At 46.1% G+C, this 26,736-nt stretch carries 24 protein-coding genes; 18 read left to right on the top strand and 6 right to left on the bottom strand.

What is annotated here, in order from left to right; genetic code table 11:
• The first annotated feature begins 111 nt into the window (after positions 1 to 111).
• From FS736_RS16570 to FS736_RS16580, 3 genes are read left to right on the top strand one after another with little or no spacing between them, the layout of a single operon-like run.
• Complete coding sequence (locus FS736_RS16570) at positions 112 to 834, top strand: ABC transporter ATP-binding protein (protein ID WP_144479269.1); 723 nt, start codon at positions 112 to 114, stop codon at positions 832 to 834.
• Positions 824 to 1,855 carry an ABC transporter permease gene (locus FS736_RS16575; RefSeq protein WP_144479271.1) on the top strand — a complete coding sequence of 344 codons (1,032 nt, stop codon included), beginning with the start codon at positions 824 to 826 and terminating at the stop codon, positions 1,853 to 1,855. Before FS736_RS16570 ends, FS736_RS16575 begins: the two co-directional genes overlap by 11 nt.
• 22 nt (positions 1,856 to 1,877) lie before the next feature.
• Positions 1,878 to 2,534 carry a TetR/AcrR family transcriptional regulator gene (locus FS736_RS16580; RefSeq protein ID WP_144479273.1) on the top strand — a complete coding sequence of 219 codons (657 nt, stop codon included), beginning with the start codon at positions 1,878 to 1,880 and terminating at the stop codon, positions 2,532 to 2,534.
• A 261-nt stretch (positions 2,535 to 2,795) separates the two neighbouring features.
• Here FS736_RS16580 and FS736_RS16585 read toward each other — a convergent pair whose 3' ends face one another.
• Both FS736_RS16585 and FS736_RS16590 read right to left on the bottom strand, forming a co-directional pair.
• On the bottom strand, positions 2,796 to 3,893 hold the full coding sequence (locus FS736_RS16585) for a PQQ-dependent sugar dehydrogenase (RefSeq protein ID WP_144479275.1): 1,098 nt from the start codon (positions 3,891 to 3,893) through the stop codon (positions 2,796 to 2,798).
• A gap of 20 nt (positions 3,894 to 3,913) precedes the next feature.
• A complete protein-coding gene (locus FS736_RS16590; protein WP_144479277.1) occupies positions 3,914 to 4,774 on the bottom strand; it encodes a Cof-type HAD-IIB family hydrolase in 861 nt (286 codons plus the stop codon).
• Between the two features lie 406 nt (positions 4,775 to 5,180).
• On the opposite strand from FS736_RS16590, the gene FS736_RS16595 reads away from it, so the two are divergent.
• From FS736_RS16595 to FS736_RS16620, 6 genes are all read left to right on the top strand, one after another.
• Positions 5,181 to 6,485 carry an ABC transporter substrate-binding protein gene (locus FS736_RS16595; RefSeq protein WP_144479279.1) on the top strand — a complete coding sequence of 435 codons (1,305 nt, stop codon included), beginning with the start codon at positions 5,181 to 5,183 and terminating at the stop codon, positions 6,483 to 6,485.
• A 206-nt stretch (positions 6,486 to 6,691) separates the two neighbouring features.
• Positions 6,692 to 7,552, top strand: coding sequence for a carbohydrate ABC transporter permease (locus FS736_RS16600; RefSeq protein ID WP_144479281.1), 861 nt, complete (start codon positions 6,692 to 6,694; stop codon positions 7,550 to 7,552).
• Positions 7,552 to 8,373 (top strand): carbohydrate ABC transporter permease, encoded by an 822-nt coding sequence (locus tag FS736_RS16605; protein WP_144479283.1) that lies wholly within the window; start codon positions 7,552 to 7,554, stop codon positions 8,371 to 8,373. Before FS736_RS16600 ends, FS736_RS16605 begins: the two co-directional genes overlap by 1 nt.
• A gap of 24 nt (positions 8,374 to 8,397) precedes the next feature.
• Positions 8,398 to 9,423 (top strand): LacI family DNA-binding transcriptional regulator, encoded by a 1,026-nt coding sequence (locus tag FS736_RS16610; protein ID WP_144479285.1) that lies wholly within the window; start codon positions 8,398 to 8,400, stop codon positions 9,421 to 9,423.
• Positions 9,424 to 9,689: 266 nt separating this feature from the next.
• The gene (locus FS736_RS16615) at positions 9,690 to 11,348 is read left to right on the top strand and encodes a glycoside hydrolase family 13 protein (protein ID WP_144479287.1); all 1,659 of its coding nucleotides are present in this window, start codon (positions 9,690 to 9,692) and stop codon (positions 11,346 to 11,348) included.
• 334 nt (positions 11,349 to 11,682) lie between these two features.
• Positions 11,683 to 13,044 carry a YjiH family protein gene (locus FS736_RS16620; RefSeq protein WP_260983633.1) on the top strand — a complete coding sequence of 454 codons (1,362 nt, stop codon included), beginning with the start codon at positions 11,683 to 11,685 and terminating at the stop codon, positions 13,042 to 13,044.
• Between the two features lie 191 nt (positions 13,045 to 13,235).
• Here FS736_RS16620 and FS736_RS16625 read toward each other — a convergent pair whose 3' ends face one another.
• Together FS736_RS16625 and FS736_RS16630 are read right to left on the bottom strand one after the other, a co-directional pair.
• A complete protein-coding gene (locus tag FS736_RS16625) occupies positions 13,236 to 13,664 on the bottom strand; it encodes a collagen-like protein (protein ID WP_251542804.1) in 429 nt (142 codons plus the stop codon).
• A 152-nt stretch (positions 13,665 to 13,816) separates the two neighbouring features.
• The gene (locus tag FS736_RS16630) at positions 13,817 to 14,914 is read right to left on the bottom strand and encodes a PRK06851 family protein (protein WP_144479291.1); all 1,098 of its coding nucleotides are present in this window, start codon (positions 14,912 to 14,914) and stop codon (positions 13,817 to 13,819) included.
• Between the two features lie 274 nt (positions 14,915 to 15,188).
• On the opposite strand from FS736_RS16630, the gene FS736_RS16635 reads away from it, so the two are divergent.
• The 8 genes from FS736_RS16635 (at position 15,189) to FS736_RS16670 (ending at position 22,271) form a co-directional block, all read left to right on the top strand.
• Positions 15,189 to 15,635 carry a cytochrome C gene (locus FS736_RS16635; protein ID WP_144479293.1) on the top strand — a complete coding sequence of 149 codons (447 nt, stop codon included), beginning with the start codon at positions 15,189 to 15,191 and terminating at the stop codon, positions 15,633 to 15,635.
• 21 nt (positions 15,636 to 15,656) lie between these two features.
• On the top strand, positions 15,657 to 17,531 hold the full coding sequence (gene nosZ, locus FS736_RS16640; RefSeq protein ID WP_144479295.1) for a Sec-dependent nitrous-oxide reductase: 1,875 nt from the start codon (positions 15,657 to 15,659) through the stop codon (positions 17,529 to 17,531).
• A gap of 322 nt (positions 17,532 to 17,853) precedes the next feature.
• A complete protein-coding gene (locus FS736_RS16645) occupies positions 17,854 to 18,417 on the top strand; it encodes a hypothetical protein (RefSeq protein ID WP_144479297.1) in 564 nt (187 codons plus the stop codon).
• Positions 18,414 to 19,727 (top strand): nitrous oxide reductase family maturation protein NosD, encoded by a 1,314-nt coding sequence (nosD, locus tag FS736_RS16650; protein ID WP_144479299.1) that lies wholly within the window; start codon positions 18,414 to 18,416, stop codon positions 19,725 to 19,727. Before FS736_RS16645 ends, nosD begins: the two co-directional genes overlap by 4 nt.
• On the top strand, positions 19,724 to 20,521 hold the full coding sequence (locus tag FS736_RS16655; RefSeq protein WP_144479301.1) for an ABC transporter permease subunit: 798 nt from the start codon (positions 19,724 to 19,726) through the stop codon (positions 20,519 to 20,521). The genes nosD and FS736_RS16655 overlap by 4 nt, the downstream gene beginning before the upstream one ends.
• Positions 20,518 to 21,189, top strand: a complete 672-nt coding sequence (locus FS736_RS16660) for an ABC transporter ATP-binding protein (RefSeq protein ID WP_144479303.1) — start codon at positions 20,518 to 20,520, stop codon at positions 21,187 to 21,189. The genes FS736_RS16655 and FS736_RS16660 overlap by 4 nt, the downstream gene beginning before the upstream one ends.
• A complete protein-coding gene (locus FS736_RS16665) occupies positions 21,186 to 21,548 on the top strand; it encodes a FixH family protein (protein WP_144479305.1) in 363 nt (120 codons plus the stop codon). Before FS736_RS16660 ends, FS736_RS16665 begins: the two co-directional genes overlap by 4 nt.
• 6 nt (positions 21,549 to 21,554) lie before the next feature.
• Positions 21,555 to 22,271 carry a hypothetical protein gene (locus FS736_RS16670; protein ID WP_144479307.1) on the top strand — a complete coding sequence of 239 codons (717 nt, stop codon included), beginning with the start codon at positions 21,555 to 21,557 and terminating at the stop codon, positions 22,269 to 22,271.
• 559 nt (positions 22,272 to 22,830) lie between these two features.
• Here the strand turns inward: FS736_RS16670 and ybaK are convergent.
• Positions 22,831 to 23,319: a Cys-tRNA(Pro) deacylase gene (ybaK, locus tag FS736_RS16675; RefSeq protein ID WP_144479309.1), complete on the bottom strand. Its 489-nt coding sequence runs from the start codon at positions 23,317 to 23,319 to the stop codon at positions 22,831 to 22,833.
• Positions 23,320 to 23,388: 69 nt separating this feature from the next.
• Positions 23,389 to 24,723 (bottom strand): UDP-glucose dehydrogenase family protein, encoded by a 1,335-nt coding sequence (locus tag FS736_RS16680; RefSeq protein WP_144479311.1) that lies wholly within the window; start codon positions 24,721 to 24,723, stop codon positions 23,389 to 23,391.
• A gap of 181 nt (positions 24,724 to 24,904) precedes the next feature.
• Here FS736_RS16680 and FS736_RS16685 point away from each other — a divergent pair, with 181 nt between their 5' ends.
• Positions 24,905 to 26,440, top strand: a complete 1,536-nt coding sequence (locus tag FS736_RS16685; protein ID WP_144479313.1) for an FAD-dependent oxidoreductase — start codon at positions 24,905 to 24,907, stop codon at positions 26,438 to 26,440.
• Positions 26,441 to 26,736 lie beyond the last annotated feature (296 nt).

Raw genomic sequence — 26,736 nt, forward strand, 5'->3', positions numbered from 1 at the left:
TTGTCGGATTATAAGTTAATTTGTGAGTGATTACTCACTATACAAATTTATGTGAATGCGTTATGCTCTTAGTGAGTGATTACTCACTTCTAAAAAGGAAGGTGAACTCAAATGATTGTTTCGATAAAAAACGTAAGTAAACGTTACGGTACTCATGAAGTCTTAAAAGATCTCAATCTCGAGATTGAAAGCGGGGAAATCTTTGGACTGCTGGGTCCCTCAGGTGCTGGAAAAACCACTCTTGTCAGGCAGCTCGTCGGACTGGAAACACCGACTGAAGGCGAAAACTATCTTTTCGGTGAAAAAATGCCATCATTGCAGCTGATTGAAAGAATTGGCTATATGGCTCAATCCGACGCGCTTTATACCGAATTATCCGCTAAGGAAAACCTTGAATTCTTCGCTTCATTGTTCGGCCTGAAAGGTGCGCAGCGAAAAAAGCGAATTCTGGAAGTGATGGAGCTGGTGGACTTGTCCGACCATCTTAACAAACTGGTAACCAATTACTCTGGCGGCATGAAGCGGCGCCTCTCCCTTGCTGCTGCATTGCTGCATGAGCCTGAACTGCTGATCCTCGATGAGCCGACTGTCGGGATCGACCCAGTTCTCCGCCAGAGCATTTGGTCAGGATTTTATGATTTGAAAAACAGCGGAAAGACGCTGATTGTCACAACACATGTCATGGATGAAGCAGAGAAATGCGACAGACTGGGACTGATCCGCGACGGAAAACTGATTGCAGTCGGCACTCCTGCCGAGTTGAAGGAAAAAACCGGTTCAGCCAGTGTCGAGGAAGCATTTTTAGCATACGGAGGTGTCCAGCTTGCGAATTAGAGCTCTGGCAATCAGGATTATCCGGCAATTTCTGAGGGATAAAAGGACGCTTGCGATGATGCTCGTCGCTCCTCTATTGATCTTGACGATGCTCCATCTTGTATTTAATGGCGAAAACTATATTCCCAAGGTCGGTTTGGTCAATACCCCTGATACAATCATTAACAAACTGGATTTAAAAGATGTCAAAATGACAGAATATGACTCTGAAAAAATTGCGAAAGAAGCCGCCCTCGACCATACTCTTGACGGATATGTTGTATTTGAAGGTCCAATGGTAGATAAAATTGTGCTTGAAGGAAGTGACCCATCCGTTAACGGTGCTTTTATGAAGTGGTTCCAACAGGCTGCCAAGCAGCTAATGCCTTCACAAGGTAACCCTGAATTGAACACTGAATACCTGCACGGATCGGAGGATATGGGACAATTTGATTATTTTGGGCCTGTATTGCTTGGATTCTTTGCCTTCTTCTTTGTATTCATTATTTCCGGGATTTCATTTTTGCGGGAGAGAACGAGCGGCACCCTTGAAAAATTGCTGTCGAGTCCATTGAGGAAATGGGAGATTGTTGTCGGCTATATTCTTGGATTTGGGCTGTTCACCTTGCTGCAGGCTACCTTGATCGCCTGGTATGCGATTTACATTCTCGGAATGCTGATGGAAGGCTCGTTCATCTATGTACTGCTGATAACGCTGATGCTTTCCATGACGGCACTGACACTCGGGACACTGCTGTCGGCGTTCGCGAACAACGAGTTCCAGATGATCCAGTTCATCCCGATCATCATCGTGCCGCAGTTTTTCTTCTCCGGCCTGATCAATCTTGAGACGATTTCCGATTGGCTGAGCTGGCTCGGACCGATCACACCGCTCTATTATGCTGCTGATGCGTTGCGTGATATTATGGTGAGAGGATACGGATGGGATGCTATCTACGTGAATATGCTGATGCTTGCCGGGTTCTCTGCTCTGTTCATGTTCCTGAATATTTTAGCGCTGCGAAAGCACCGCGCAGTCTAAACACCAGCGAAAGGAGTAAACAATGACAGATCCAGAATTAACAATAGATGAGTTGATGGACGGAGAAGAGCTGACAGATAAGCAGAAGAAGATTATCGTCTCTGCGATTGAATCCTTCGCCGAAAAAGGATTTTCAGCTACATCAACCAGCGAAATCGCCAAAAAGGCAGGCGTAGCGGAAGGAACGATCTTCAGGCATTATAAAACGAAAAAGGAGTTGCTGCTGGCGATTGTTTCACCAGTAATGGCAAAGTTCGTGGCTCCTTTTATCATAAAAGATTTAAAAAAGATCCTTCATCAGGATTACGAACATTTTGAAGACTTCCTTACAGCAATGCTTATGAATCGCCGTGATTTCCTTGTCAAAAACCTTGCTACCGTTAAAATTCTGGTGCAGGAAATTCCGTTCCACCCTGAATTGAAGGAATTATTCAAGGAACATATCGCCCTTAAAGTATATGCCCAATTCGAAAGGCTTGTTGAGCATTATCAGGCTAAAGGCCAAATTATTGATATTCCAGCCTACAGTGTATTCAGGATGACGTTTTCCTCTATCTTCGGCTATTTGATTGCACGCTATATGATTCTGCCCGAAGCAGACTGGGACGATGAAGCAGAAACAGAACGGACAATCCAGTTCATCATGCATGGATTGGCAGGACCAAACAGTAAGAATTGAACCGGGTGTGGGTGCCCGGTTTATTTAATTGGAAAAAATCACGGAAAATTACCAGTTCGCCAATAAATTTTGATTTTCGCCAATAAACCAGTGAAAATCGCCAATAAAAAAATTTTTTCGCCAATAAAGTTGTGAACTTCGCCAATAAAACTCGATTTTCGCCAATAAAATGATTAGCGCCTTTATAATAGGAAGTTAAAACTCTCCTTTCTCCCCAAAAAAGAAAAGAAGCACCGTTTTAAGTGCTTCTTCTGTACAATTTTAACGCAATTCTTCAAGTTTAACGCGATATAGTTTGTCATCGCCCTCACTTGGGGTGCCGCGGCCGTCTGTATTATTGCTGATAAAATACAGATACTCCCCATCCGCCATTACGTCCCTGATCCGGCCGACTCCCGTAATGACCTCTTTCGTCGTTTTTGCAGCTGGATCGAATTCACGGAGTGCATTGCCTCTTAAGGTTGCGACATATAGCTTGCCCTCGTTCGCTGCCATGCCGGATGGTGCCCATGTATTGCTGCCAGACTGAAAAATGGGTGTTTCCATGCCCTGCTTTGTATTATCACCGGTAATTTCCGGCCAGCCGTAGTTTTTTCCTGCTTCAATCCGATTGATTTCATCATGAGCGGAAGGCCCGTGCTCGCTGGCAAACATCGTTCCATCCTCCGACCAGGCGATTCCCTGAGGATTGCGGTGGCCGTAGCTGTATACGTATGAATTTTTGTACGGATTATCTTCGGGAAAAGACCCATCAAGGTTCATCCGCAGAATTTTTCCGCCGAGCGAGGTTAAATCCTGAGCGATTTCCGGGTTTGTTGCAGCGTCCCCTGCTGTGGCATATAATTTTCCGTCCGGACCGATTTTCAGTCTGCCGCCATGATGGAAGCGTCCGCTCGGGATGTTATCGAGCAACAACTTCCCTTCCGTCCATTCATCATTTTTCAAAGTTAGCTCGACAATCCGATTGAACTGGCCGGTGCCATTCTTGTATGTGTAGTAGGCAAATGCCTTCTGCGATTGCTCGAAATCCGGTGCCAGGACAAATCCAAGCAAACCGGCTTCAGCTGCCTGTGATAAGTCCTTTTTCAATGAAACATTTTGTCGTGTCATGTTTTCACCAGATACTTTTACAATCGAGCCAGGACGCTCACTGAGGTAAAAGGTTTCCCCGCTTTTACTGATCGACCACGGCACTTGCAAATTTTCCGCCACAACCTCAAGCCCGCCAATCTGCTCCACCGCTTCCTCGTCCGCTTGATTTTTATTCGCTTCTCCGGCAGGCTTTGTTTCTTCGTCACTGCCTGTACATCCTGATAAAACCATCAGCATCATCAGCAGCACATACAAGATTCTTTTCATGACACCAGTCCTTTCTTAAATCAGTCTGCCAACACACTCATAATCGCCTTTCCTACACCGCTCTCTTCATTCGTCAATGTCACTTCGCCGCATATGACTTTGATTTCTTCAGCTGCATTGCCCATTGCGACCGGTTTCCCGACTTTTTCAAGCATCGACACATCATTGAAATTATCTCCGAGGGCCATCGTTTCTTCGAGACTGATCCCTCTTGATTGAACGAATTTTTCAAGAGCGATGCCTTTTTGGGCGTCAAGGCTTGTGATTTCGATATTCTCCCGTCCGGATGAACTTACTGCTAATCCGGCAATTTCCTTCAAACCAGACCTAGCAGCACCAAGCTTGGCATCATCGAGAGAAAAAGCCAGAAGTTTGTATATTTCGTATTGGTCATCCTTGAATAACTGGTCATATTGATCAATCTTTGTAATCAGTCCTTTATGCATCCTTTCCTCAGCCGCAGCGGCAATCTGCTCGATTGGCACTTCTGGATTGGCTGTTGAAAAAATATCGGCGATGATCGAGACCGCTTTATCTTCGTCTTCCGTGAATGTTCCTTTGTTTGTATACACCTCGAAATAGACACCGTTTTCTACAAGACGCAGTGCAGCCTGACGGGCCTTTGCCTTTTCCAGTGGATTCGAGGCAACAACCTCGCCTGCTTCCGAACGGACCTCTGCACCATTCACACAGATCATCGGCAGCTTAAGTCCTGCTTCCTCCACTACGAATCTTGCCTCCTGGTAAGAGCGCCCGGTCGCGACAACTACCTCGACCCCCTGCTCCTTCGCTTTTAAAATCGCTTCGCGGTTTTCAGGTGTAATCTCCTGGGTTGCCGTCAATAATGTTCCATCCATATCAGTTGCTATGCACTTAATCATGTCTTCACCTTCTGCTATTATTTTTCAGTATTATCATCCATGATAGACCTTCAAACCCACCACAAGCAAATAATACGTGTATATACATCATGCTATGCTTTAATCCCCAGCTATCTAACTTTTTTGCAAACTTAAATTCTCTGAAACTTTCATATTGTCATCGTGAAAATCATATGCTATTATGTAGCCACAAGCTGCAATCGTTTGCATACAAGGGCATCACTCTTCTACTTTTGCCAAAAAGTCCAATAACGCTAATGTTTGCAGACTTTTTACCCTTTTATGTAAGCGTTTTTAAGGTGTTGTATATTATCAATATCTTCCTAGAATCTATGCAAAATATGCAAACGCTTTCGGAACGCAGGTATTGCACGCAAAAAACAAAATATTTGGGGGTATCTCAGCAATGAAAGCAAAAAAGCTATTTCCAGCAGTTCTTTCTCTTGGGCTTTTAGTTGGCGGCGGACTGGCAGGATGTTCATCAGATGATGACGCGAAAAAATCAGGAGATGGCGGCGGCGACCAGGTTACCGTTGACATTTTCCAATTCAAGGTAGAATTCAAGGATCAGTTCGAAGACCTTGCAAAAGCTTATGAAGATGCACACAAGGACGTAGACATCAACATAACAACTGTTGGCGGCGGCGAAGATTACGGTGCAGCACTTAAATCCAAGTTCGCTTCAGGCAATGAACCTACCATCTACAACGTTGGCGGACCACAGGACGTTGCAGACTGGGAAGATAAGCTGGCAGACCTTTCTGACACAGCTGCTGCAAAGGCTGCTCTAAGCGGAACTCTTGAAGGCGTAACGAAAGATGACAAAGTACTTGGACTTCCATACAACCAGGAAGGCTATGGCTTCATCTATAATAAAAGCATTTTTGAAAAAGCAGGGATCGATCCTAAGAGCATCACAAGCTACAGTGCTCTAGAAGAAGCGGTTAAGACACTTGACAGCAAGAAGAAAGATCTTGGTCTGACATCTGTATTCGCTCTACCTGCAAAAGAAACCTGGGTAACAGGACTTCACCTTTCAAACGTGTTCCTGGCACCTGAATTTGACCAGAACGTAATCAACGCATTCAATGCGAAGGAAGTCACTTTCAAGCATGGCGATGCGTTCAAGAAGATTCTTGACCTGCAAAACAAATATTCTGACCAGCCTACTGTAAGCCTCGACTATGCTAAGCAAGTTGAAGAATTATTCTCTACTGGCAAAGCAGCGATCATTCAGCAAGGTAACTGGGTATCTGGTTCAATCGCTGGAATCGACGAAGAGCTTGCTAACAGCGGCGTAGGAATCCTTCCTATTCCAGTTGAAGGCTACAAAGAAGATTCAATCCCGGTTGGCGTGCCAATGTACTGGGCTGTAAACAGCAACAAGGATGACAAAGAAGTAGCAGCAGCTAAGGAATTCTTAGACTGGCTATATACTTCTGAAGAAGGAAAAACTGCTGTAATCGAAGATTTCAAATTCATACCAGCATATGAAGGATACGACGCTGGCAAGATCTCTGACCCTCTTGCAAAAGAAATCTATGAATACTCTTCAGCTGGCAAGACTTTGGCTTGGACATTCATGGGTTACCCAACTGGCTGGGGACAAGAAAAGCTTGGTGTCAACATCCAGAAGTATGTAAGCGGTGAAATGAGCTGGGATGAACTAGTAAAAGAGTCTTCCAAAGCTTGGGCAGACGCTCGTAAATAATAGCTTTTCATCAGAGAAGGAAACAGAACGGCCGCGGCTGTTTTGTTTCCTATCTTTTTTCTGGGAGGCTATCGCTCCGCCGCTGATTTTTGCGGAATTATGAAAAAGCCCTGCTGCTGGTTTTTTCATAATTCTTCTGCAGCGCTATTGGAGCATCATTTATTTAAATTAGATTATTACACCATTAAGAATAGGAGGATTTACAGATGCGCAACCGGAATCTTTGGTACTGGCTTTTCCTTGCTCCAGCTTTGCTTGCCCTGGCTGTGGTGGTTCTTCTGCCGCTGGCTTACGGCGTTTATTACTCATTTACAGACTGGAATGGGATTAAGACCCCATCTTTTGTAGGTCTAGAACATTATAAAGCACTATTTGCTGAAGAAGAATTCAGGGATGCCCTGTGGTTCACTACAAAATTCACTGTTGTTTCTGTGTTCCTGATCAACTTTTTTGGACTTTCCCTGGCTTTGCTGGTTACACAGAAATTCAGGACAAACAATATCCTGCGAACAATTTTCTTCATGCCGAACCTGATCGGCGGATTGATCCTTGGATTCATCTGGCAGTTCATTTTCACAAAGGTTTTCGCCAGCATTGGTGAATTGATCGGTGTGGAAGGACTCCAGGGCTGGCTGTCGACTGAAACGACCGGCTTCTGGGCAATGGCAATTTTAATGAGCTGGCAAATGGCCGGTTACATCATGGTCATCTATATCTCATTCCTTGAAGGCGTGCCGCAGGAATTGCTTGAGGCAGCTGAAATTGACGGTGCGAACAGCTTCCAGCGCTTTTACCATGTCACGTTCCCGCTGGTCATGCCGGCATTCACGGTCAGCTTGTTCCTGACCCTTTCCAACTCTTTCAAGCTTTATGACCAGAACCTGTCGCTTACTGGCGGAGGTCCTTACAACTCCACCCAGATGGTCGCAATGGAAATTTTCAAGACGGCGTTCGTCGAAAACGCCATGGCTTTCGCACAGGCAAAAGCAGTCATCTTCTTCCTGATCGTCGCGGCCATTTCGTTGACACAGGTGTATATCAATAAGAAACGGGAGGTCGAGATGTAATGAAAAAGAAGAAGCAAAGCCGAATCATTCTTGAAATTCTCGGCATCATTCTTGCGCTGATCTGGCTTTCCCCGTTTTACTTGATGATCGTCAACTCGTTTAAGACGAAACGGGAAATGTTCGAGGACACTTTGAAGCTTCCGGATGTTTTTTCATTCGAAAACTATACGATTGCGTTTGAACGGCTTGATTTTATCAAAACATTTTTCAACTCTGTTCTGATTACTGTGCTAGCAGTTGCGGTGATCATCATTTTCTCCTCGATGGCTGCTTATGCCCTATCAAGACGAGGCGGAAAAACAAGCGGAATCATCTTCATGCTGTTCGTTGCGGCAATGCTGATTCCTTTCCAATCGGTCATGATCCCGCTCGTATCCATTTTCGGAAAGCTCGAAATGCTGAACAGAGCCGGCCTGGTTTTCATGTATCTTGGTTTTGGCGCGAGCCTGTCCATTTTCCTTTATCATGGAACATTGAGCGGGATTTCAAAGTCGCTTGATGAAGCGGCGACAATCGACGGAGCGAACCGGTTCCAGATTTTCTGGTACATCATTTTCCCGATGTTAAAGCCTGTTTCCGTTACTGTGGCAATTTTAAACATCATCTGGATCTGGAACGACTACCTGCTTCCTTCTCTTGTCATCAACCAGCAGGGAATGGAAACAATACCGCTAAAGATGTTCTTCTTCTTTGGGGAATATACAAAGCAATGGCATCTGGCGCTCGCAGGATTGACGATCGCGATCATCCCGGTCATCATCATCTACTTCTTCCTGCAAAAACAAATCATCAAGGGAGTTTCAGAAGGTTCGGTAAAATAATCGATACTATAGGAGAGACGACCAATGGCAGTCACAATCAAAGATGTAGCCAGGGCAGCCGGTGTGTCACCTTCCACCGTTTCCCGGGTAATTGGGGACCATCCTCATATCAATGACGAAACGAAGAAACGTGTGCGAAAGGTGATGGATGAAATGGGGTATCATCCTAATTACCAGGCACGCAGTCTCGTGGGAAAAAGTACAGAAACGATCGGGATCGTCATGCCAAATTCGGCTACCCAGGCATTGCAAAATCCTTTTTTCCCTGAAGTCATCAGGGGAATAAGCATGAAAGCCCATGAACACCAATTTGGGGTATATTTAACAACCGGCATCACCGATGAAGAAATTTATCAGCAGGTCGTTTCGATGGTACAGGGCCGCAGGGTTGACGGTATCATCCTCCTCTACTCGAAGACCGACGACAAGATCATGAAATATCTGCTGAATCAAAAATTCCCTTTTACCGTCATCGGCCGTCCGAGCAAGAATGCCGAGCGGATTACGTATGTCGATAATGATAATATCTATATCACCAGGCAAGTGACAGACTATCTGATCAGCCTTGGCCACAGAAGGATCGCGTTTATCGGGGTCAATACTGAATATGTTTTCACGATTGACCGGCTTGAAGGCTTCAAACAGGCTCTTGAGGAAGCGAACATTCCTTTTGAAAAGGAATATATCATTCATGAACAATGCTTGAAATCCGAGGGGAAAGAAGGCATTCAGTCGTTCCTCTCCTCTCATGAGCCCCCTACTGCCCTGGTAGTAGCGGATGATTTTACAGCAATCGAACTGATGAGTTATTCAGAGGAATTGAATATATTGGTTCCGGATGATATCTCGATTGTCAGCTTCAATGACGTACCGCTGGCAGAGCATATGAAACCGCAGCTGACTTCAGTCAATATCGACATTTTCCAGCTGGGATTCGAAGCGGCCAACTGTTTAATCGAGCTTATCAAGAATCCGGACGCTTTGCCGAAAAGGGTCACAATCCCGGCAAAAATGATTGAGCGAAAATCTTGCAGTGAAATTAATAAGTAAGTTACTGGCAGCGCAAAATGATTAAAATGAAAGGCTGTTTTCGTAAAGATTGTTGTTAAAATCCTAAAGCCGATTTTAACGTGATAATAGCCATTTTGTATGTCGGTACTAAGTTTGCAAGCTCTTTTCTCAGCATAAGCGTTAATTGTGTGAATAATCTTAGGTAATTCAATCCTATTATTTAGGCAATAGCAACAAAGTTTGAGAAAAGAGCCTTATGAAATGACAGGTTACATCAGGATTAAACAATGAAATGAGGGTTCACATTGAAACATACATGGTGGAAAGAGGCTGTTGCCTATCAGGTATATCCAAGGAGCTTCATGGATTCCAACGGTGACGGCATCGGCGATTTGCAAGGAATGATTTCAAAGCTTGATTACTTAAAGGATTTAGGGATCGATGTCATCTGGATTTGCCCGATGTACAAGTCCCCTAATGACGATAACGGTTATGATATCAGCGATTATCAGGATATCATGGATGAGTTCGGAACGATGGAGGACTTTGACCAACTGCTTGCTGAGACGCACAAGCGCGGCATGAAGCTGATCATTGACCTTGTCATCAACCATACGAGCGATGAGCATCAATGGTTTATCGAATCCCGTGAATCCAAGGAAAGCCCTAAGCGCGACTGGTATATCTGGCGCGATGGCAAGGACGGCGCTGAGCCTAACAACTGGGAGAGCATTTTTGGCGGATCTGCCTGGGAGTATGATGAGACGACAGATCAGTACTTCCTGCATATCTTCTCCCGCAAACAGCCGGACCTGAACTGGGAAAACAAAGAGGTCCGCACGGCATTGTACGACATGATCAACTGGTGGCTTGATAAGGGAATTGATGGTTTCCGTGTTGATGCGATCAGCCATATCAAAAAGGAAGAAGGCCTGAAGGATATGCCAAACCCTGAAGGACTGCAGTATGTGTCTTCCTTTGACAAGCATATGAATGTCAATGGAATCCAGACTTTCCTTGAGGAGCTGAAACAGGAGACCTTTTCAAAATACGACATCATGACAGTCGGCGAAGCAAATGGTGTCAGCATCGAGGAAGCGGATCTCTGGGTCGGCGAGGAACAGGGCAAGTTCAATATGGTCTTCCAGTTTGAACACCTTGACCTGTGGGACTCTGAAAAGAAAGCACTGGATCTGGAAAAATTGAAGAATACTTTTACCCGCTGGCAAAAAGGCCTTGAAGGCCACGGCTGGAATGCATTATTCATTGAAAACCATGATAAGGCGCGGATTGTTTCGACCTGGGGAGATGACAAGGAGTATTGGCGCGAAAGTGCGACAGCGCTTGCGTCAATGTATTTCCTGATGCAGGGTACACCATTCATCTATCAGGGACAGGAAATTGGCATGACGAATGTCCAGTTCCCTTCCATCGATGACTATGATGATGTTGCCATCAAAAACCTGTACAAAATCCGCCGTGAAAACGGAGTCTCTCATGAAGAAATCATGGATTTCATTTGGGCAACAAGCCGTGACAACTCAAGGACACCTATGCAATGGTCCGATGCTGAAAATGCCGGGTTCACGACAGGAAATCCATGGCTGGGCATGAACCCGAATTACACCGACATCAATGTCGAAGCACAACTAAAGGACCCAGATTCCATCCTTCATTTTTACAAAAAAATGATCCAGATGAAAAAGGCCCATGAAGTGTTCACTTACGGCATATATGATTTGGTTGTGGAAGACCATGACCAACTCTATGCATATACGCGAACATTGGGCGACAAGCAGGCAATTGTGATTTCAAACCTTTCTGGTGAACCGGCAAGCTTTGAATTTGGTGGATTCCCGCTTGAGACAAGCAAGCTTTTGCTTAACAATTATGAAGTGGAAGAGCATGGACATGCGACAGAGTTAACATTAAAGCCTTATGAAACAAGGGTTTATATTAAATAATCATAAAGGGAGTGCCTTAATAGAGGCACTCCCTTTGCTTATACCATTAAACATGTTTGATAAGTAACCTCTTCCCCATCCTGTTTTTTGTTCCAAGAGTACATTCATTCGTCGAAAACAAGGTTTTAGTCCTGTTAGAAATCCTGCTTTTATTGATGGATTCCTTTTGTAAATAATGAATTTGACTAAAAAGGTGTCTGTTTACAGTTTAGCTTGCTAGCTTTAGGAGAATATAACACAGGAAGGAATTGGACTGAGAAAAGGGTTGGCAAATCAGGGGCAATGAATTAAAATGTTTTTTGGCTTATAAATATGTATTAAGGGTGAATGAATTTTGGAAAAACCATTGCGTAAAACAAGATCAACAGGGGATTTATTAGCGTTCCTCATCCCCTCTTTAATAGGAATATTCTTTTTCATGATACCAATCTCCTATAAAGGAGAAATTACGATTCCCATCGCGGTATTGTCAGGCTGGGTCCAGGAATTGCTTGGCGGCACACTGCCAGCGATCATGACTGTCATCATTGTGTTGACATTAATCGGTACACTTTTAATAAAAACCATCCGGCCGGAAATCCTGAATCGCAATCATTTTCTTAAAGCATTATTCGATGTTCCGATGGTCTGGTTTGTTGCGCGTATCTTAGGCGCCACTTTTGCGATTATGACCTTATTCAAATTAGGTCCAGAAGCCGTTTGGTCGCCGAACACAGGCGGACTGCTGCTCAATGACCTTTTGCCAATCCTGTTCGCTGTCTTCCTGTTTGCGGGCTTGTTCCTTCCATTGCTCTTGAACTTCGGTTTGCTTGAGTTATTTGGAACATTGCTGACAAAAGTGATGCGCCCGATTTTTAAATTGCCTGGCCGCTCTTCGATTGACTGTCTGACATCATGGCTGGGCGATGGTACAATCGGTGTCCTGCTGACAAGCAAGCAGTATGAAGAGGGCTACTATACAAAAAGAGAAGCCGCTGTCATCGGTACGACCTTCTCGGTTGTTTCGATCACTTTCAGCCTGGTTGTCATTTCCCAGGTTGACCTGGCCCGCATGTTCGTCCCGTTTTATCTTACGGTGACAGGTGCTGGCGTCGTGGCTGCGATCCTACTCCCGAGAATCCCGCCTCTTTCAAGGAAGCAGGATACGTATTTCGTGGAGCAGAACAATGACTACTCTGAGGAAAACATCCCGGAAGGCTATACACCATTCACCTGGGGGATGGCCCAGGCTGTCGAAAAAGCAGGCAGCAATAAAAGCCTCAAGGATTTCCTCCTTGCCGGTGTCCGCAATATCCTTGATATGTGGATGGGCGTTGCCCCAATCGTCATGGCGCTTGGAACCCTGGCATTGATCGTCGCTGAATACACACCAGTATTCCAATGGCTAGGAATGCCGTTCATTCCGCTGCTTGAACTCATGCAGGTTCCTGAAGCGAAGGCTGCATCCGAAACACTGGTCGTCGGCTTTGCAGACATGTTCCTTCCTTCCGTTATCGGTGCCGATATAGCAAGCCCGATGACAAGGTTCATTGTTGCGGCTGTTTCCGTAACCCAGCTGATCTACATGTCAGAGGTCGGCGGATTATTGCTAGGATCAAAAATTCCCGTTTCATTCTGGGAACTATTCATCATCTTCCTGCAGCGTACAATTGTGACACTGCCAATCATCGTACTGGTTGCGCATATGCTCTTTTAAGTAATTTTGGCAAACAACGATCCATCTAGAAGATGTAAATCAATTTAAACCGGTTGGCACAGTGCCAGCCGGTTTTTTCATCGTAAAGCAATTCCGCGAAAACAAAACCAAATTCCGCGAACTGGAAAAAACCCGTGATTTTTCCCAGTTAAAAAAGAGAAGCAAAACGCTTCTCTTCTCAATTCCTCTTATTAACACTGGAATGACCGAATCTGTCTCAGGTCTATGCCGAAGTAAACCCATCCGCGGCGGCGGCTCCATCTCCAGCCGGCAACTGAATTGCGGCCCAGGAAGACTGGATAGAACCAGAAGCTTCTGCCATCAATCAGCCAGATGTAAGTGAAACGGAACATGCATCTCCGGATTCCTCCCGGGTCGACCGCAAAGGCAGTCGCCTGTTCTTGCGGTACAAAGGCTGGCGGCGGTGACGATGGCGGGCCTCCTGCCTGGCCTCCGCCTGGTGAACCGCCGGGACCTCCCGGGAATCCTCCTGCACCGCCCGGAAACCCGCCAGGGCCTCCTGGGAATCCTCCTGGACTGCCCGGAAACCCACCAGGGCCTCCCGGGAATCCTCCTGGGCTGCCTGGAAATCCTCCAGGAAACCCGCCAACTGTCCTCATATCCACATTCTGGTCGTACTCATTTTCATAGCAATCATAATCATTTTCAAATTGTTGATTAGGTCCGTATGGGTAGAAGTTGTTGTTATCCAAACTCATATCCCCTCTCTTGGTGTATTCCATGTAATCTATGCGAATCGCCCAGTTTGGTGCTAGATGGAACCAAGTTTTTCAAATTCTTTTTTGATCTGGCCGGTGAGTTCATCTACCTTTGCAAAGTCCATGGCTCCGATATAGATGGCCTCCAATTGGTCGCGCAGTTCTTTTGCATTTGCCAGTGAGGCGATTGCTTCATTCATTTTATCTTTGTACCTTCCGCCGACATCCTTGATTTCTGCGGCATACCTCTCGTCAGTTCCCGGTGTGATCAGCTCATCGTACATATCGATAATTTCATCGGTTTCTCTTTCAGGAAAATACTCATGTGGTGCGGTACTGTCAAAAATCGCAAAATCAAGCTCGCGGACAATCACCATATCAAGGCTGTGGGGATCAAACCCGCAGTGGTAAACTTCTACATCATATCCTCGAGACTGCGCTTCCGCTGCCAACTTTTTCAGCATCGTCGACTTTCCAGAGCCTGGACGTCCTTTAATGAAGTATCTTTTCCCGACGGTCTCTGTCAGGTTCGGAACAAAATCAACTGCTCCAGCTGGTGTTGCGGCACCGAGAAACCGGTCATACACTCGCCCATTTCCTGTTTCTGACCTGCTGTCGCCAAAGAAGCTCTCAATCAATCTGTTTGTCAGGCCATTCGCTTTTTCAAAATCCATATTTTCGATATAGATTTTTTCCCATTCATCATGAATTCTTAGCGCTTCAGCAAAAAGGCTGTATGCTGTGTTGAATGCTCCGCTGATTTTTTCAGTCAGCTCCGTGATTGTCTCCTTATGCTCCTGCAGCTTCCTGGAATTCCATGCTTCCCCAAGATTGATATACTCCTCCACCGCCCCCGGAGCCTTAGGCTCGATGACATGCGGGGCTGTGCCGTCCACAATTCCCGCGTTCAATTCAGGAATCAGTACACCATCAATCGATTTATTATCAGAGGAGCAATGCAGAAATTGAATATCATATCCTTTTTCCTGCCATTCATAACCGATCTTTTTCATGAGAGATGACTTCCCTGTTCCAGGACCGCCCTTCAATATGAACAACCGTGACAAGCCCTGCAAGCTTGAATCATACAAGCTGTAAAAACCGCGGGCAGTGTTGCCTCCGGCGAAAAAGTTGAGGATTCTTCCTGCCATATATTCGCACTCCCTCCAGCCGTTGACCATAACGGCAAGTTTTTGCTTCCCCCTTACTATATGCAGGGCATAGGCGCTGGGTGAATGCCCAATTGCAAATGTAATTTTGTCTATTTTTAAACTTTATTTCCCGGGCAAGTGATGTTCTTCACATCCCCTCATAGCGCTTTCACAAATCATTCACAATAAACACAAATTTGTGTGCCGTACATCACACTGACGTTTTTTTGAAAAAGTTAGGATGTAATTGTAAATCAATCTAGGGGGGAAGAAAGTGAACAAACCAGTCATTCATTTCATCTTAAGTGCTGTGCTCGGACTCGGTATTGGTTATATAGCCTACGACGTCATCCCGCAAGGCAATGGGCAGGAAAAAGAAGTCACGGCTGTCGATCAATCACCAAAGGCTAAGGAACCCGCCAAGGAAGAAAAGAAGTCAACTGAGACTTCTACAGCTTCTGCTGGTGATGAAAGCATCCTGCAATCAAAAGGCTGCCTTGGCTGCCACTCTGTCGAAGCATTGAACCTTAAAGGCGGAGCAACCGGACCGGACCTGTCCCAGGCATTCAATAATGTCGAAGGAAAGCATGGCAAACCTGTCAATGAATTTTTGAAAGAGCCTACCTCCGCAGTCATGTCAGGCGTCATCGGCGGCAACCCGCTGACAGATGAAGAAATCAATCAAGTCGTAGAAATTTTGAAGGAAGCTTCTGAAAAATAAACCAAAGGTGGTGCAGTGTTAATGAAAAAATGGGTTCCCGCAGCTTCAGGGCTGCTCGCCGGTTTTATGGCGGCAACAGTATTTTTCGCTGATTTTTCACCAGGACCTAAAGGAACGGCAAGCAGTGATAACAACTCAAAGAAGTCAAATGCTGAAAAAGTGTATGTACCGTATGGCGAGCTGGATGAGTATTACATGCTTTCATCAGGAGGACATTCTGGCCAGCTATTTGTATACGGACTGCCTTCCATGAGGAAAATTCGCACCGTGCCTGTATTCTCGCCAGACCCGGCCACAGGTTATGGTTTTGACAAAGACTCGAAAGAAATGCTGGGCAAATATACTTGGGGGGATTTCCACCACCCGGCAATTTCTGAGACAAACGCTGAATATGACGGCAAATTCTTGTTTGCGAATGATGTAGCCAATAACCGGATCGCCGCTGTCGACTTAAGTGTATTCCATACCGCCGATATCATGGAAATGCCGAATATGGGCGGACCGCACGCCGGTACGTTCGTCACCCAGAATACGGAATACATTGTGATGCCTACCCGCTTCTCGGTACCGATTGGAAAAGAATATGCTCCACTTGATGAATTCGAGGAGAAATATAAAGGCGTTGTATCTATGGTCACTTTTGACCAGAAAAAGAAGAACCTTGACCTTGCTTACCAGATCATGCTTCCGCCATGGTCCTATGACCTGTCTGACGCCGGCAAAAAGATGTCTGGCGACTGGATTGTCATGACGACTTACAATACTGAATTCGCGACAACCAATAACGAAATCAACGCATCCCAGAATGACCGTGACTATATTGTTTTATTGAACTGGAAAGAGCTTGAGAAAAAAGTAGCAGCAGGAGAGTTTGAGGAAGTCAACGGCGCGAAGATGATTGACCCGCGCAAGCACAAAGGATCCATTTACGCTGTACCTGTCGCAAAATCACCGCACGGCGTTGACGTCACTCCAGACGGTACACGCTTCATCGCGTCCGGAAAACTGGCTCCTTTAATGACAGTGTTCTCTTTTGAAAAAGCTTTCGAAGCCATCAAGTCTGGCAATTTTGAAACAGAGAAGTTCGGAATTCCTGTCCTGCCATACGACAAGGTAGTTGAACGTGAAGTCGATCCTCCGGGAGCATTGGGGCCGCTTCACACTCAATTTGACGACAGAGGCAATGCATACAATACGATGTTCATTTCATCCGAGATCGTTAAATGGAAAATCGATACCGGTGAAATTTTAGACCGTACACCTGTCCACTATTCACCAGGACACTCAACAGCAACGGAGGGTGACACAGCCTCACCGGATGGCAAATGGATCGTATCCTTGAATAAAATTGCGAAGGACAATTTCCTGTCTGTCGGACCTTCACACCCTGAATCAATGGAATTGATCGATATCTCCGGCGACAAGATGTCACTGACTTATACAGCTCCGGTCGATCCTGAACCGCATTATGCGCAGACGATCCACCGTGACAAGATCAAGACGCTGAAGATTTATGAAAAGGATGTAAACCGCGAAAACTCAGTTTGGAAACAGGAAGATACACGGATCGAACGCAAGGGCAACGAAGTCCATGTTTACGGAATCGCGATGCGTTCCAAGTTCGTCTTCGATGCAAAAGCGAAGCGCCCGGATGAAATCAAGGTCAACCAGGGAGACAAAGTCGTCATCCACCTGACGAACATCGACCTTGACCAGGATATCACCCACGGCTTCGGCATCATGGACCATGACCTGAACTATGAAGTACAGCCAGGCCAGACGAGCACCATCGAATTTACAGCTGACAAAGCCGGTACATTCCCAATTTATTGCACAAACTTCTGTTCAGCGCTTCACCAGGAAATGAGCGGCTACCTGCTTGTTGAACCGAAGTAACAGCTGGAATTGAAGGCGGAAAAGGGTATTGAGTATTCGCCGATACCCTTTCTCCCTTTTTAAAAAGGCTCTTTTCTAAAACTTTGCTGCTATTACTGCAAAATTGCAGTGATGACCTAGGTAACTTCGCTAAATGGACGATTTGGATGAGAAAAGAGCTTTCAAACTAGATACCGACCAGCAATATGCCTGATCATACGTTAAAATCGGCTTTAGGATTTTAACAACAATCATTACGAAAACAGCCTTTAATAAAGATTGTAAATCGAGAAATGACCAGCCTGATCGAGGCAATGCGCATTTCTTTTAGGAGATGATTCAGATGGCAAAGAAAATATCTGCCGGTTCTATGGCTAGTCTTATCGGGGCTGCAGCATTCCTATTTGCCTCTATCAAGTTCCCCTGGTGGGGGATGAAATTTTTCGCACCGCAATATCCTGAAGGTCTTGATATTGTCGTTTATCCAAGCAAGCTTGACGGCGACATCGATATCGTCAACGGCCTGAACCATTATATCGGCATGTCTCCCTTCAGCAATGAAAGCTTTCCTGAGCTTCAATACCTGCCCAGCCTGATCATCGGGATGGCAATTCTTTTCATCATCATTGCTTTAGTCAGAAGGAAAAGCCTGCTTTATTTTCCGATTGGACTGCTGGCTGTTGGTGGTGCTCTTGGCATCTATGACATGCACCGCTGGCTGACGAAGTTCGGAACTGAGCTTGATCCGAAAGCACCGATTGAACTTGATCCATTCGTACCGCCGATCATTGGAGAAAACATCCTTGCTAATTTTGTGACCCACAGCTATTTCACAACAGGTTCCTTCCTGCTCGGGGCAGCCTTCATCCTTACACTTCTGCCGTTCTGGCTGGAGCGCCGAAGATGAACAGGCTACTGATCCTTTTTGTTGGGATAGGCGTCTGGATTTTATCCACCCTGCCTGTCTCGGCAGATGCCTCCCTGCAGCAGCTGATTGATGAAACTCCAATTAACGGCGAATTGATTTTAGAGAACAAGCAATACGATGGCAATGTTGAGATTAAGAAACCAATCACAATCATTGGAAAAAAAGGCACGACGATCCGGGGCGACGGGAAAGGAAATGTCGTCCTGATCAAAGCTTCGAATGTTACGTTGAAAAACTTAAAGATTGAACACGGCAGCCTAAACAGGAGCTCCGACGAGGAATATTCGGGGATCCGCACGATGGGAGAGCATAACCAGTTTATTAATCTAGTTATCCACGATGTTTACCATGGACTCTATATTAATAGTTCAAAGTACACTCTCGTCAAAAATATCAAAGTCACTGGCCAGGGAACAGGCAAGCTTGGCAGCCAGGGAAACGGCATCCAGCTTGTACGCACATCCAACAATATTATTGAAGACTCTACGATTTCCAATACACGCGACGGCATTTATGTCGAATACGCCGATAAAAATGAAATCCGCAATAATTTTGTAAGTGAAACAAGGTACGGACTGCACTATATGTACTCTAATGACAATGTTTTTTATAAAAACCGCTTCAATAAGAATACCGGCGGCGCGGCCATCATGCATTCGCAGAACATCTTATTGAAGGAGAACCAGTTTTCTTTCAACCAGGGATCCCGTTCATTCGGGCTCATCATCCAGACGAGCACAAGCAATACCGTCCTGGACAATGAATTTTACCTGAACCAGCGCGGCATTTACCTGGAGCAATCCACGCAGAACAAGATTGAGGGAAACAAGTTTTTCCACAATGACATCGGCGTGGAATTATGGACGACTTCGACATCCCAGGTATTCACGAAAAATCATTTCAAGCAAAATGTCGCCAATGTCCTGACGATTGGCGCGGAATCATATAACCAATGGAATCAAAACGGGGCGGGCAACTACTGGGGCACAGAGCTATCTGTCCTCGACCTGGACCAGAACCAGGTCGGTGACTCCCCTGTTGAATATAAATCATCACTTTACAAACTGGTAGAAGAAAATGAGCTGGCCTACTTGTTTTTAAAAAGTCCGGCAATCACAATCTATGAAAAAATCAATGAAGTTTTAAGCACCCAGAAAGTCATGGTCGTGGATGAATTCCCGCTGATTGAAGTGAAGCAGGAATCTGGACCGTGGGGCCTGCTGGTGATTCCGGCATTCGCTATTTTCGGGTGGATATTTACCAAGAAGAGAAGGAGGCGTTCATCATGAACTACATTTGGAAGGAATGGCTTGAACAGTCACGCGGGAAAGGCCTTTGGCTCGGTCTGGCCATGGTCATGCTCTCTTCCATCTTCCTGTTGATGGAAGCACGCTCCTATCCAGCAGAACTCGGATTTGACGCTTTTCTTCTCTCGCTTTATGACATGAACATATACCTGGTGCCGATTTTCGCGCTGTTCATTTCGTCCTTTTCGATTTTCCAGGAAAAAGAGCTGAAGACATCGATGATCCTGCTGACAAAAAAGGAATCGAACCTGAGCCTGATGCTGAAAAAAAGCATCGCGATCCAGACCGTCGTCGTTGGCGTGTTTGTTGGCTGGTACTTCGTGCTTGCCATCGTGATGAAAATGTTCCTGCAATTTGAGATTTCCAGCTTCCTCTATTTTATCGTGACGGTCGTCGTGTTATTGCTGATTTTCAACCAGCTAGGCCTCTTTTTGGGCAATATCACAAACACGAAGATGCAGCTGATCGGAGCGACGATTTTCACCTGGTTCCTGTTCGTGTTCCTTATTGACCTGGCTTTCATCCAGTATGTCCCGTCCGTTTCCTATGAAAATGTCAAACTGTTCTCGTGGCTCTACTTCCTGGACCCGCTGCACACATTGCGCTTTTACCTGGAAACATCACTCGGCCTGTTCTCGCTGAACAATATGTCACGCCTGATGGAAAAAATGATCTGGATGGCGCCATCGAAGTTTCTGTTGATCGACCTGGCCTTCTGGATGATCGCTTTCTTCGGCCTTGCCATCCTGTTCCGCAGCAAGGGGGAAAAATCATGATTGAAATCAAGAATCTCTCACAATCCTATAAAAATAAACAAGTCTTGAAAGATATCAACCTGACAGTCGAGAAAAATGAATATTGTGCCCTAGTTGGGCGGAACGGTGCCGGGAAATCCACTTTGATCCGATCGATTCTCGGTTTACAGCCGGTAAAAAAAGGCTTGATAACGCTTGGAGGATTTCCAAATTCAAAAGGAGATTGGAAGAAAATCGTTTCCTATCTCCCGGAAAAGTTCCACCTGTATCCTCACCTGACTGGTGAAGAAAATATGAGGTTTTTCGCATCGCTTGGAACCGGTGAGGTCAATGAAAAGAAAATCGAAGAGAAGCTGAAGCTTGTGTCCTTGTGGGAGGACCGCCATAACCAGATAAAGGGCTACTCCAAGGGGATGCTCCAGCGCCTCGGGCTGTGCGTCATGCTCTATTACGATACAGAGGTGCTGATCCTCGATGAACCGACGAGCGGACTCGATCCTCTTGGGCGTGAGGAAATCCTGCAAATTTTGAAATCCTTGTACGGGAAAACAATTTTCATGGCCTCCCACCATATGGATGAAATCAAGCAAATCTGTACACATGTCGCCTTTTTGGAAAATGGCGAAATGACGAAATACACCGTTGATGAATTCCTGAATGAACATTTAAAAGGAGCGGATTCGAAATGAAAAAATTGATCGCAGGCTTCATGCTGTTGATGATAATCCTTGCTGGATGTGGCTCGGACTCGGATTTTGAAGTCAGTTTAAAGGAAGCCCCTAAGTATAAAACCGGTGAAAGTTTTCCAGTCGTAATTGAGATTTCACAGAATGGGGAGCCCGCTTCCGGTCTCGAATTCACTGCTTATCTTGAAATGGCGAAAATGGATCATGGCACAATCGAACTGAATTTCGAGGATAAGGGAAATGGTATCTATGAATCCAGCGTCGAACTTCCGATGGCTGGAGAATGGATCGCCAATATTGAAGGCGAAGCCGATGGTTCAGGTTTTGAACATGTGATTACATTCGAAGCGGAAAAGGAATGATCGAAGATGAAACGCATACTTTTTGCTTTGCTCAGCCTGCTCATGATCAGCTTTGGACTCGCCGCCTGCCAGCAGAATGAAAAACAGCCTGCCGCTGAGAGTCGTGCTGGTGCTGAAGGCCAGGCTAGTGCAAGCACTCCCGCAACAAAAGAAGGCTTCACTGCTAAAGACAAAGTCGTCACCATCAGCGGCAAAGTCCTTTCCTATGAGGACCTGCAATTCTACCAGCTGATGAACAAGGTCGACATCGAGCTGAACCGCTCTGTTGATGAAAAGAATCTCGAAGGCGAAAACTTAAAGGAAAAACTGGCTTATTGGGATGAGCAGCTTAAGTATCACGATAACTTCAATGTGAATCTATCAAAAATGATCGAACAGCACGCAATGTACCTGCTTGCGAGGGAAAAAGGACTGGATGTTGAAAATGCAGCTGTCGCGAAAACAGTGGAAGAGTTCACTGCCAAAGCCGCGCAAAATAAAGCAGCTTCACAGCTTATCTCTGAATTTCCAACCGACGCATATAAAAACCGACTGAACAACTACTTCACCGAAAAGCTGCTGACACAGCAGATTTTCGACACACTCAAAGCCGATGTGATAAAAGAAAAACCCGAAGCACCAGAAATCGAAATCGCCTATGACACATCAAAAAACTACGAAGAACTCTATCAATCACAAATCGCCAGCCTGGAAATCAAGATCAATGCAGCAGAAAAACAATAAATGAGTAAAATGGGAAACAGCCCCTGCGGACAGAGGCTGTTTCTCATTTTTTATAGGTTTGCGCGGGAGATATGACTGACTTCGGACAGCTTTTCGGTTTTTTCTCTTAAACCTGTCCGAACTCAGGGCTACTTCGGACAACTTTTTGGGTTTTCCTCTCAAACCTGTCCGAACTCGGAGCTACTTCGGACAGCTTTTTGGCTTTTTCTCGCAAACCTGTCCGAACTCTGGACTACTTCGGACAGCTTTTCTGGTTTTCCTCTTAAACCTGTCCGAACTCTGGACTACTTCGGACAGCTTTTCTGGTTTTCCTCTTAAACCTGTCCGAACTCTGGACTACTTCGGACAGCTTTTCAGATTTTCCTCGCAAACCTGTCCAAACTCGGGGCTACTTCGGACAGCTTTTCAGATTTTCCTCGCAAACCTGTCCGAACTCGAGACTACTTCGGACAGCTTTTCATCTTCTTCCCCCAAACCTGTCCGAACTCCGGCCTGATTCTGACAACTTTTCTGAATTCCCCATGGAACCTGTCCGAACAGTCACATGGTCTGGTCACGATTAGTCTTTTTGGGCCGTTACCAAATTGGCATATTTGCCTTCCGTTGCCTGAATCAGCTGATACGGTTCCAACTCAATCTGGAATCCTATTTTCCCAGCACTGACGATGATGGTTTCAATTTGCTTCGCGCTCTCATTTAAAAACGTTGGATAGTTCTTTTTCATGCCAATCGGTGAGCAGCCGCCGCGGATATAACCGGTGAATTTCTGGATGTCCTTGACCGGAAGCATTTCCACTTTCTTCTCGCCAGCTTCCTTTGCCGCCTTTTTTAAGTCCAGCTCGGCTTCAACCGGAATGACAAAGACGTATAAATTCTTACTTGCCCCTACAGCCACAAGCGTCTTGTAGACCTGTGCTGCATCGCGGCCGATTTTGCCAGCAACAGTCACACCGTCAATTTTCCCATCATTTGAGTCATAAGAAAGAATCTCATACGGCACCTTCTGCGTATCGAGAATCCGCATCGCATTCGTTTTAACCTTAGCCATCCTGGTCCCTCCCAAACTGAGGTATTTAGGTTCATTTTACCTTATACTTCCAGTCGGGCACAATGAGCTTTAACGCTTGAGACTCTTTAGGCTGTCGTGAACATTCACGGCCTTCCTGCCGATAGAAAAATACGTCAGTCCAGCTGCTTCTGCCTGGTCGAGGCCATAGCAATTCCGGCCGTCAAAAATGATTGGCTGCCGCATCAATAATGGAAACCGCGTTAATTCATACTCCGTAATTTGCGGCCATTCGGTCATGATGAAAACCGCATCCGCTCCTTTGATGGCAGTGTCAGCATTTTCAGCATAATAAACCCCGCTGCCGAATAGGTGGGCGGCATTGCTCAATGCAGCCGGGTCATAGACAGAGATATCTGCCTGTTCGTCCAGCAGCCTGGCAACCAGCTCAATGGCGGGTGCCTCTCGGATGTCATCGGTATGCGGCTTGAACGCAAGGCCCAGCACGGCCACCCTTTTTCCCTGAAAGGTCCCAAACAGCTCCTTCGCTTTATAAAAAAGCTGCTGTTTCTGCCTGCTGTTCACCTCGATGACCGACCGCAGGATTTTAAAATCATAATCATAGTACTCCGTCAGTTTTTCCAGCGCCTTCGTATCCTTCGGGAAACAGGATCCGCCATAGCCAATCCCCGCGTTTAAAAAATGGCTGCCGATCCTGTGGTCCATGCCCATGCCCTTTGCCACATCCTCAATATTGGCACCCGTATGTTCACATAAATTCGCGATTTCATTGATAAAACTGATTTTCGTCGCCAGGAACGCATTGGAGGCATACTTGATGAGCTCCGCACTGCGGACATCGGTCTGTATAACCGGCCTGGCAAATGGTTCATACAGCTTTGCCACCGCGCGGCCAGCCCCATGATCATCTGCTCCGATGACAATCCGGTCCGCGTGGAAGGTATCAAGGATACCCGAGCCCTCGCGGAGGAACTCAGGATTTGAAACGACGGACACCCGCAATTCACTTGGTATGATCGCCTTCAACTTTTGCCTGACCCATTCATTGGTCCCAACAGGCACCGTACTTTTAATGACAATGACCCCATCCCTGTCCAAGCTTTTGCCAATCGCGGCGATCGCGGCATCCAGATATTCCAGGTTCGCCGACCCGTCTTCATTTTCAGGCGTTCCGACAGCGATGAAAATATAATCAGCCTTCCTGCAGGCGGTTCTTGAATCATTTGTAAAATAAAGCCTTCTCTCCGCAAGATTCCTTCTCAGCATCTCCTCAAGACCGGGCTCATAAATCGGGCACTTCCCTTCAGAAAGGGCAGTGATTTTACGTTCATCTATATCAAAACAAGTGACATTGTAGCCCATTTCGGTAAAACAAACACCGGTGACAAGGCCAACATAGCCTGTCCCAAAAACTGCGATTTCCATATTGGCCTCCGTTATTTTTTATTCTTTATTTTATCATGCTGCACCCGTAATCCTGGCCAATTCGCTCAATTTGGTAAAAACTTGTCTATCCATATTTCTAGGGGGTAAAAGGAAAAATAGCATGATTCTCACTAAAACAGGAAAAATTAAAGACTATGAAGACTTTTAAGGAGGATTGTTGATGAACGATTATACTTCAAAGCTGCCTCGTTTCCCTGAACCTTACTGGCGCAAAACAGCTGAACTGCCTTCTTTCCCGAAACTGCAGGAGGACCTGAATACAGACGTCGCGATTATTGGAGGCGGAATCACAGGCTTGACCTCTGCCTACCTGCTGGCGAAAGCTGGTGCGAAAGTGGCCGTAATTGAAGCTGGCAGTATCTTAAACGGCACAACCGGGCATACAACCGCAAAAGTGACCGCACAGCACGGGTTAATTTATGACGAGCTCATCAGCCACTTTGGTGAGGATCACGCCCGCCTTTATTATCAGGCCAATTTTGACGCAATGCAATTTGTTAAAAATCTGGTGAAAGAACAGCAGATCGATTGCGATTTCACAGAAGAGGATGCCTATTTATTTACCAATTCCGATAAGGAAATGGAAAAGCTGCTTAAGGAATTCAAGGCTTATGAAAAGCTGGGTGTCGCAGGAAGTGAGTATGTATCAGAATTACCTATTCCTGTTGAGGCGATGGCAGCCGTGGTCATGAGGAACCAGGCCCAGTTCCACCCGCTGAAATTTTTGAAACATCTGGCGGAGCGTTTTACAGAAATGGGCGGCCAAATTTATGAAAATACAACCGCAGTCGATATGGTGGAGGGCTCTGAGCCTGTCGTTACGACAAGGGACGGACATAAGGTGCACTGCAATCAGATGATCATCAGCACCCACTTCCCATTTTACGATCTAAAAGGGTTCTATTTTTCAAGGATGCAGGTCCATCGTTCCTATGTGCTTGCCGTTAAAACTGAAAAAGAATTCCCGGGCGGCATGTACATCAATGCCGAGACACCGTCACGATCCCTGCGCTATACAGACTGGAATGGCGAAAAACTGGTGCTGTTCGGCGGAGACAGCCATATCACAGGACAGGATGATAATACGCATCAGTATTATGAAGCCCTTGAGGCGTTCGCTGCCCAGACGTTCGGCGTAAAGGAAATCCCTTTCCGCTGGAGCGCACAGGACCCGACCACACTTGATAAAATACCTTTCGTCGGAAAATACTCATCAAGCACGGATAACATCTTTGTGGCCACAGGATACCGGAAATGGGGAATGAGCAACGGTATCAATGCGGCGCTGCTCATGTCCGATCTTGTCCTAAGGAGAGACAATCCGTATGTGGATGTGTTCGAACCGCAAAGATTCCATGCAAAACCGGATGTAGCGACATTCGTTGCTGACAATGCCACTGTCGCAAAGGAACTGGTTAAAGGGAAACTGGAGCGTCCATCAACCGATCCCGAAAGCCTTGGCCACGACGAAGGCGCCGCCATAACAGTCAACGGCAAACGGGCAGGAGCCTATCGTGACGAAAACGGCCAGCTGCACGTCGTAGATACTACCTGTACCCATATGGGCTGCGAGCTAAAATGGAACAACGGCGATCGCACCTGGGATTGCCCATGCCACGGCTCACGCTTCTCCTATAAAGGAGATGTCATTGATGGGCCTGCCGAACTGCCACTGGAAAAAGTCGATCTGGAATAAAACGAAGCCGCCATTCACATGTTTGAGTGGCGGCTTTCTTTTTGTTTTGTCCAGCAGGGAACTTTCCCCGGCCGGGAATATAGTGGTCTCACCCGGGAATAAATTGGTTCCAACCCGAATCTTCCTCCAAACAGGGAGTGTCTTGCTCTAGAATGGGATATCTTGCGTCCAACTGGAGATATCCCGTCACAACTGGAGATATCCCGTCACAACTGGAGATATCCTTCCCACAACTGGAGATATTCTCCCACAACTGGAGATATCCTGCTCACGACTGGAGATATCTTCCCCTCAAC

Source organism: Cytobacillus oceanisediminis 2691, assembly GCF_007678455.1.
Taxonomy (GTDB): Bacteria; Bacillota; Bacilli; order Bacillales; family Cytobacillaceae; genus Mesobacillus; species Mesobacillus oceanisediminis_A.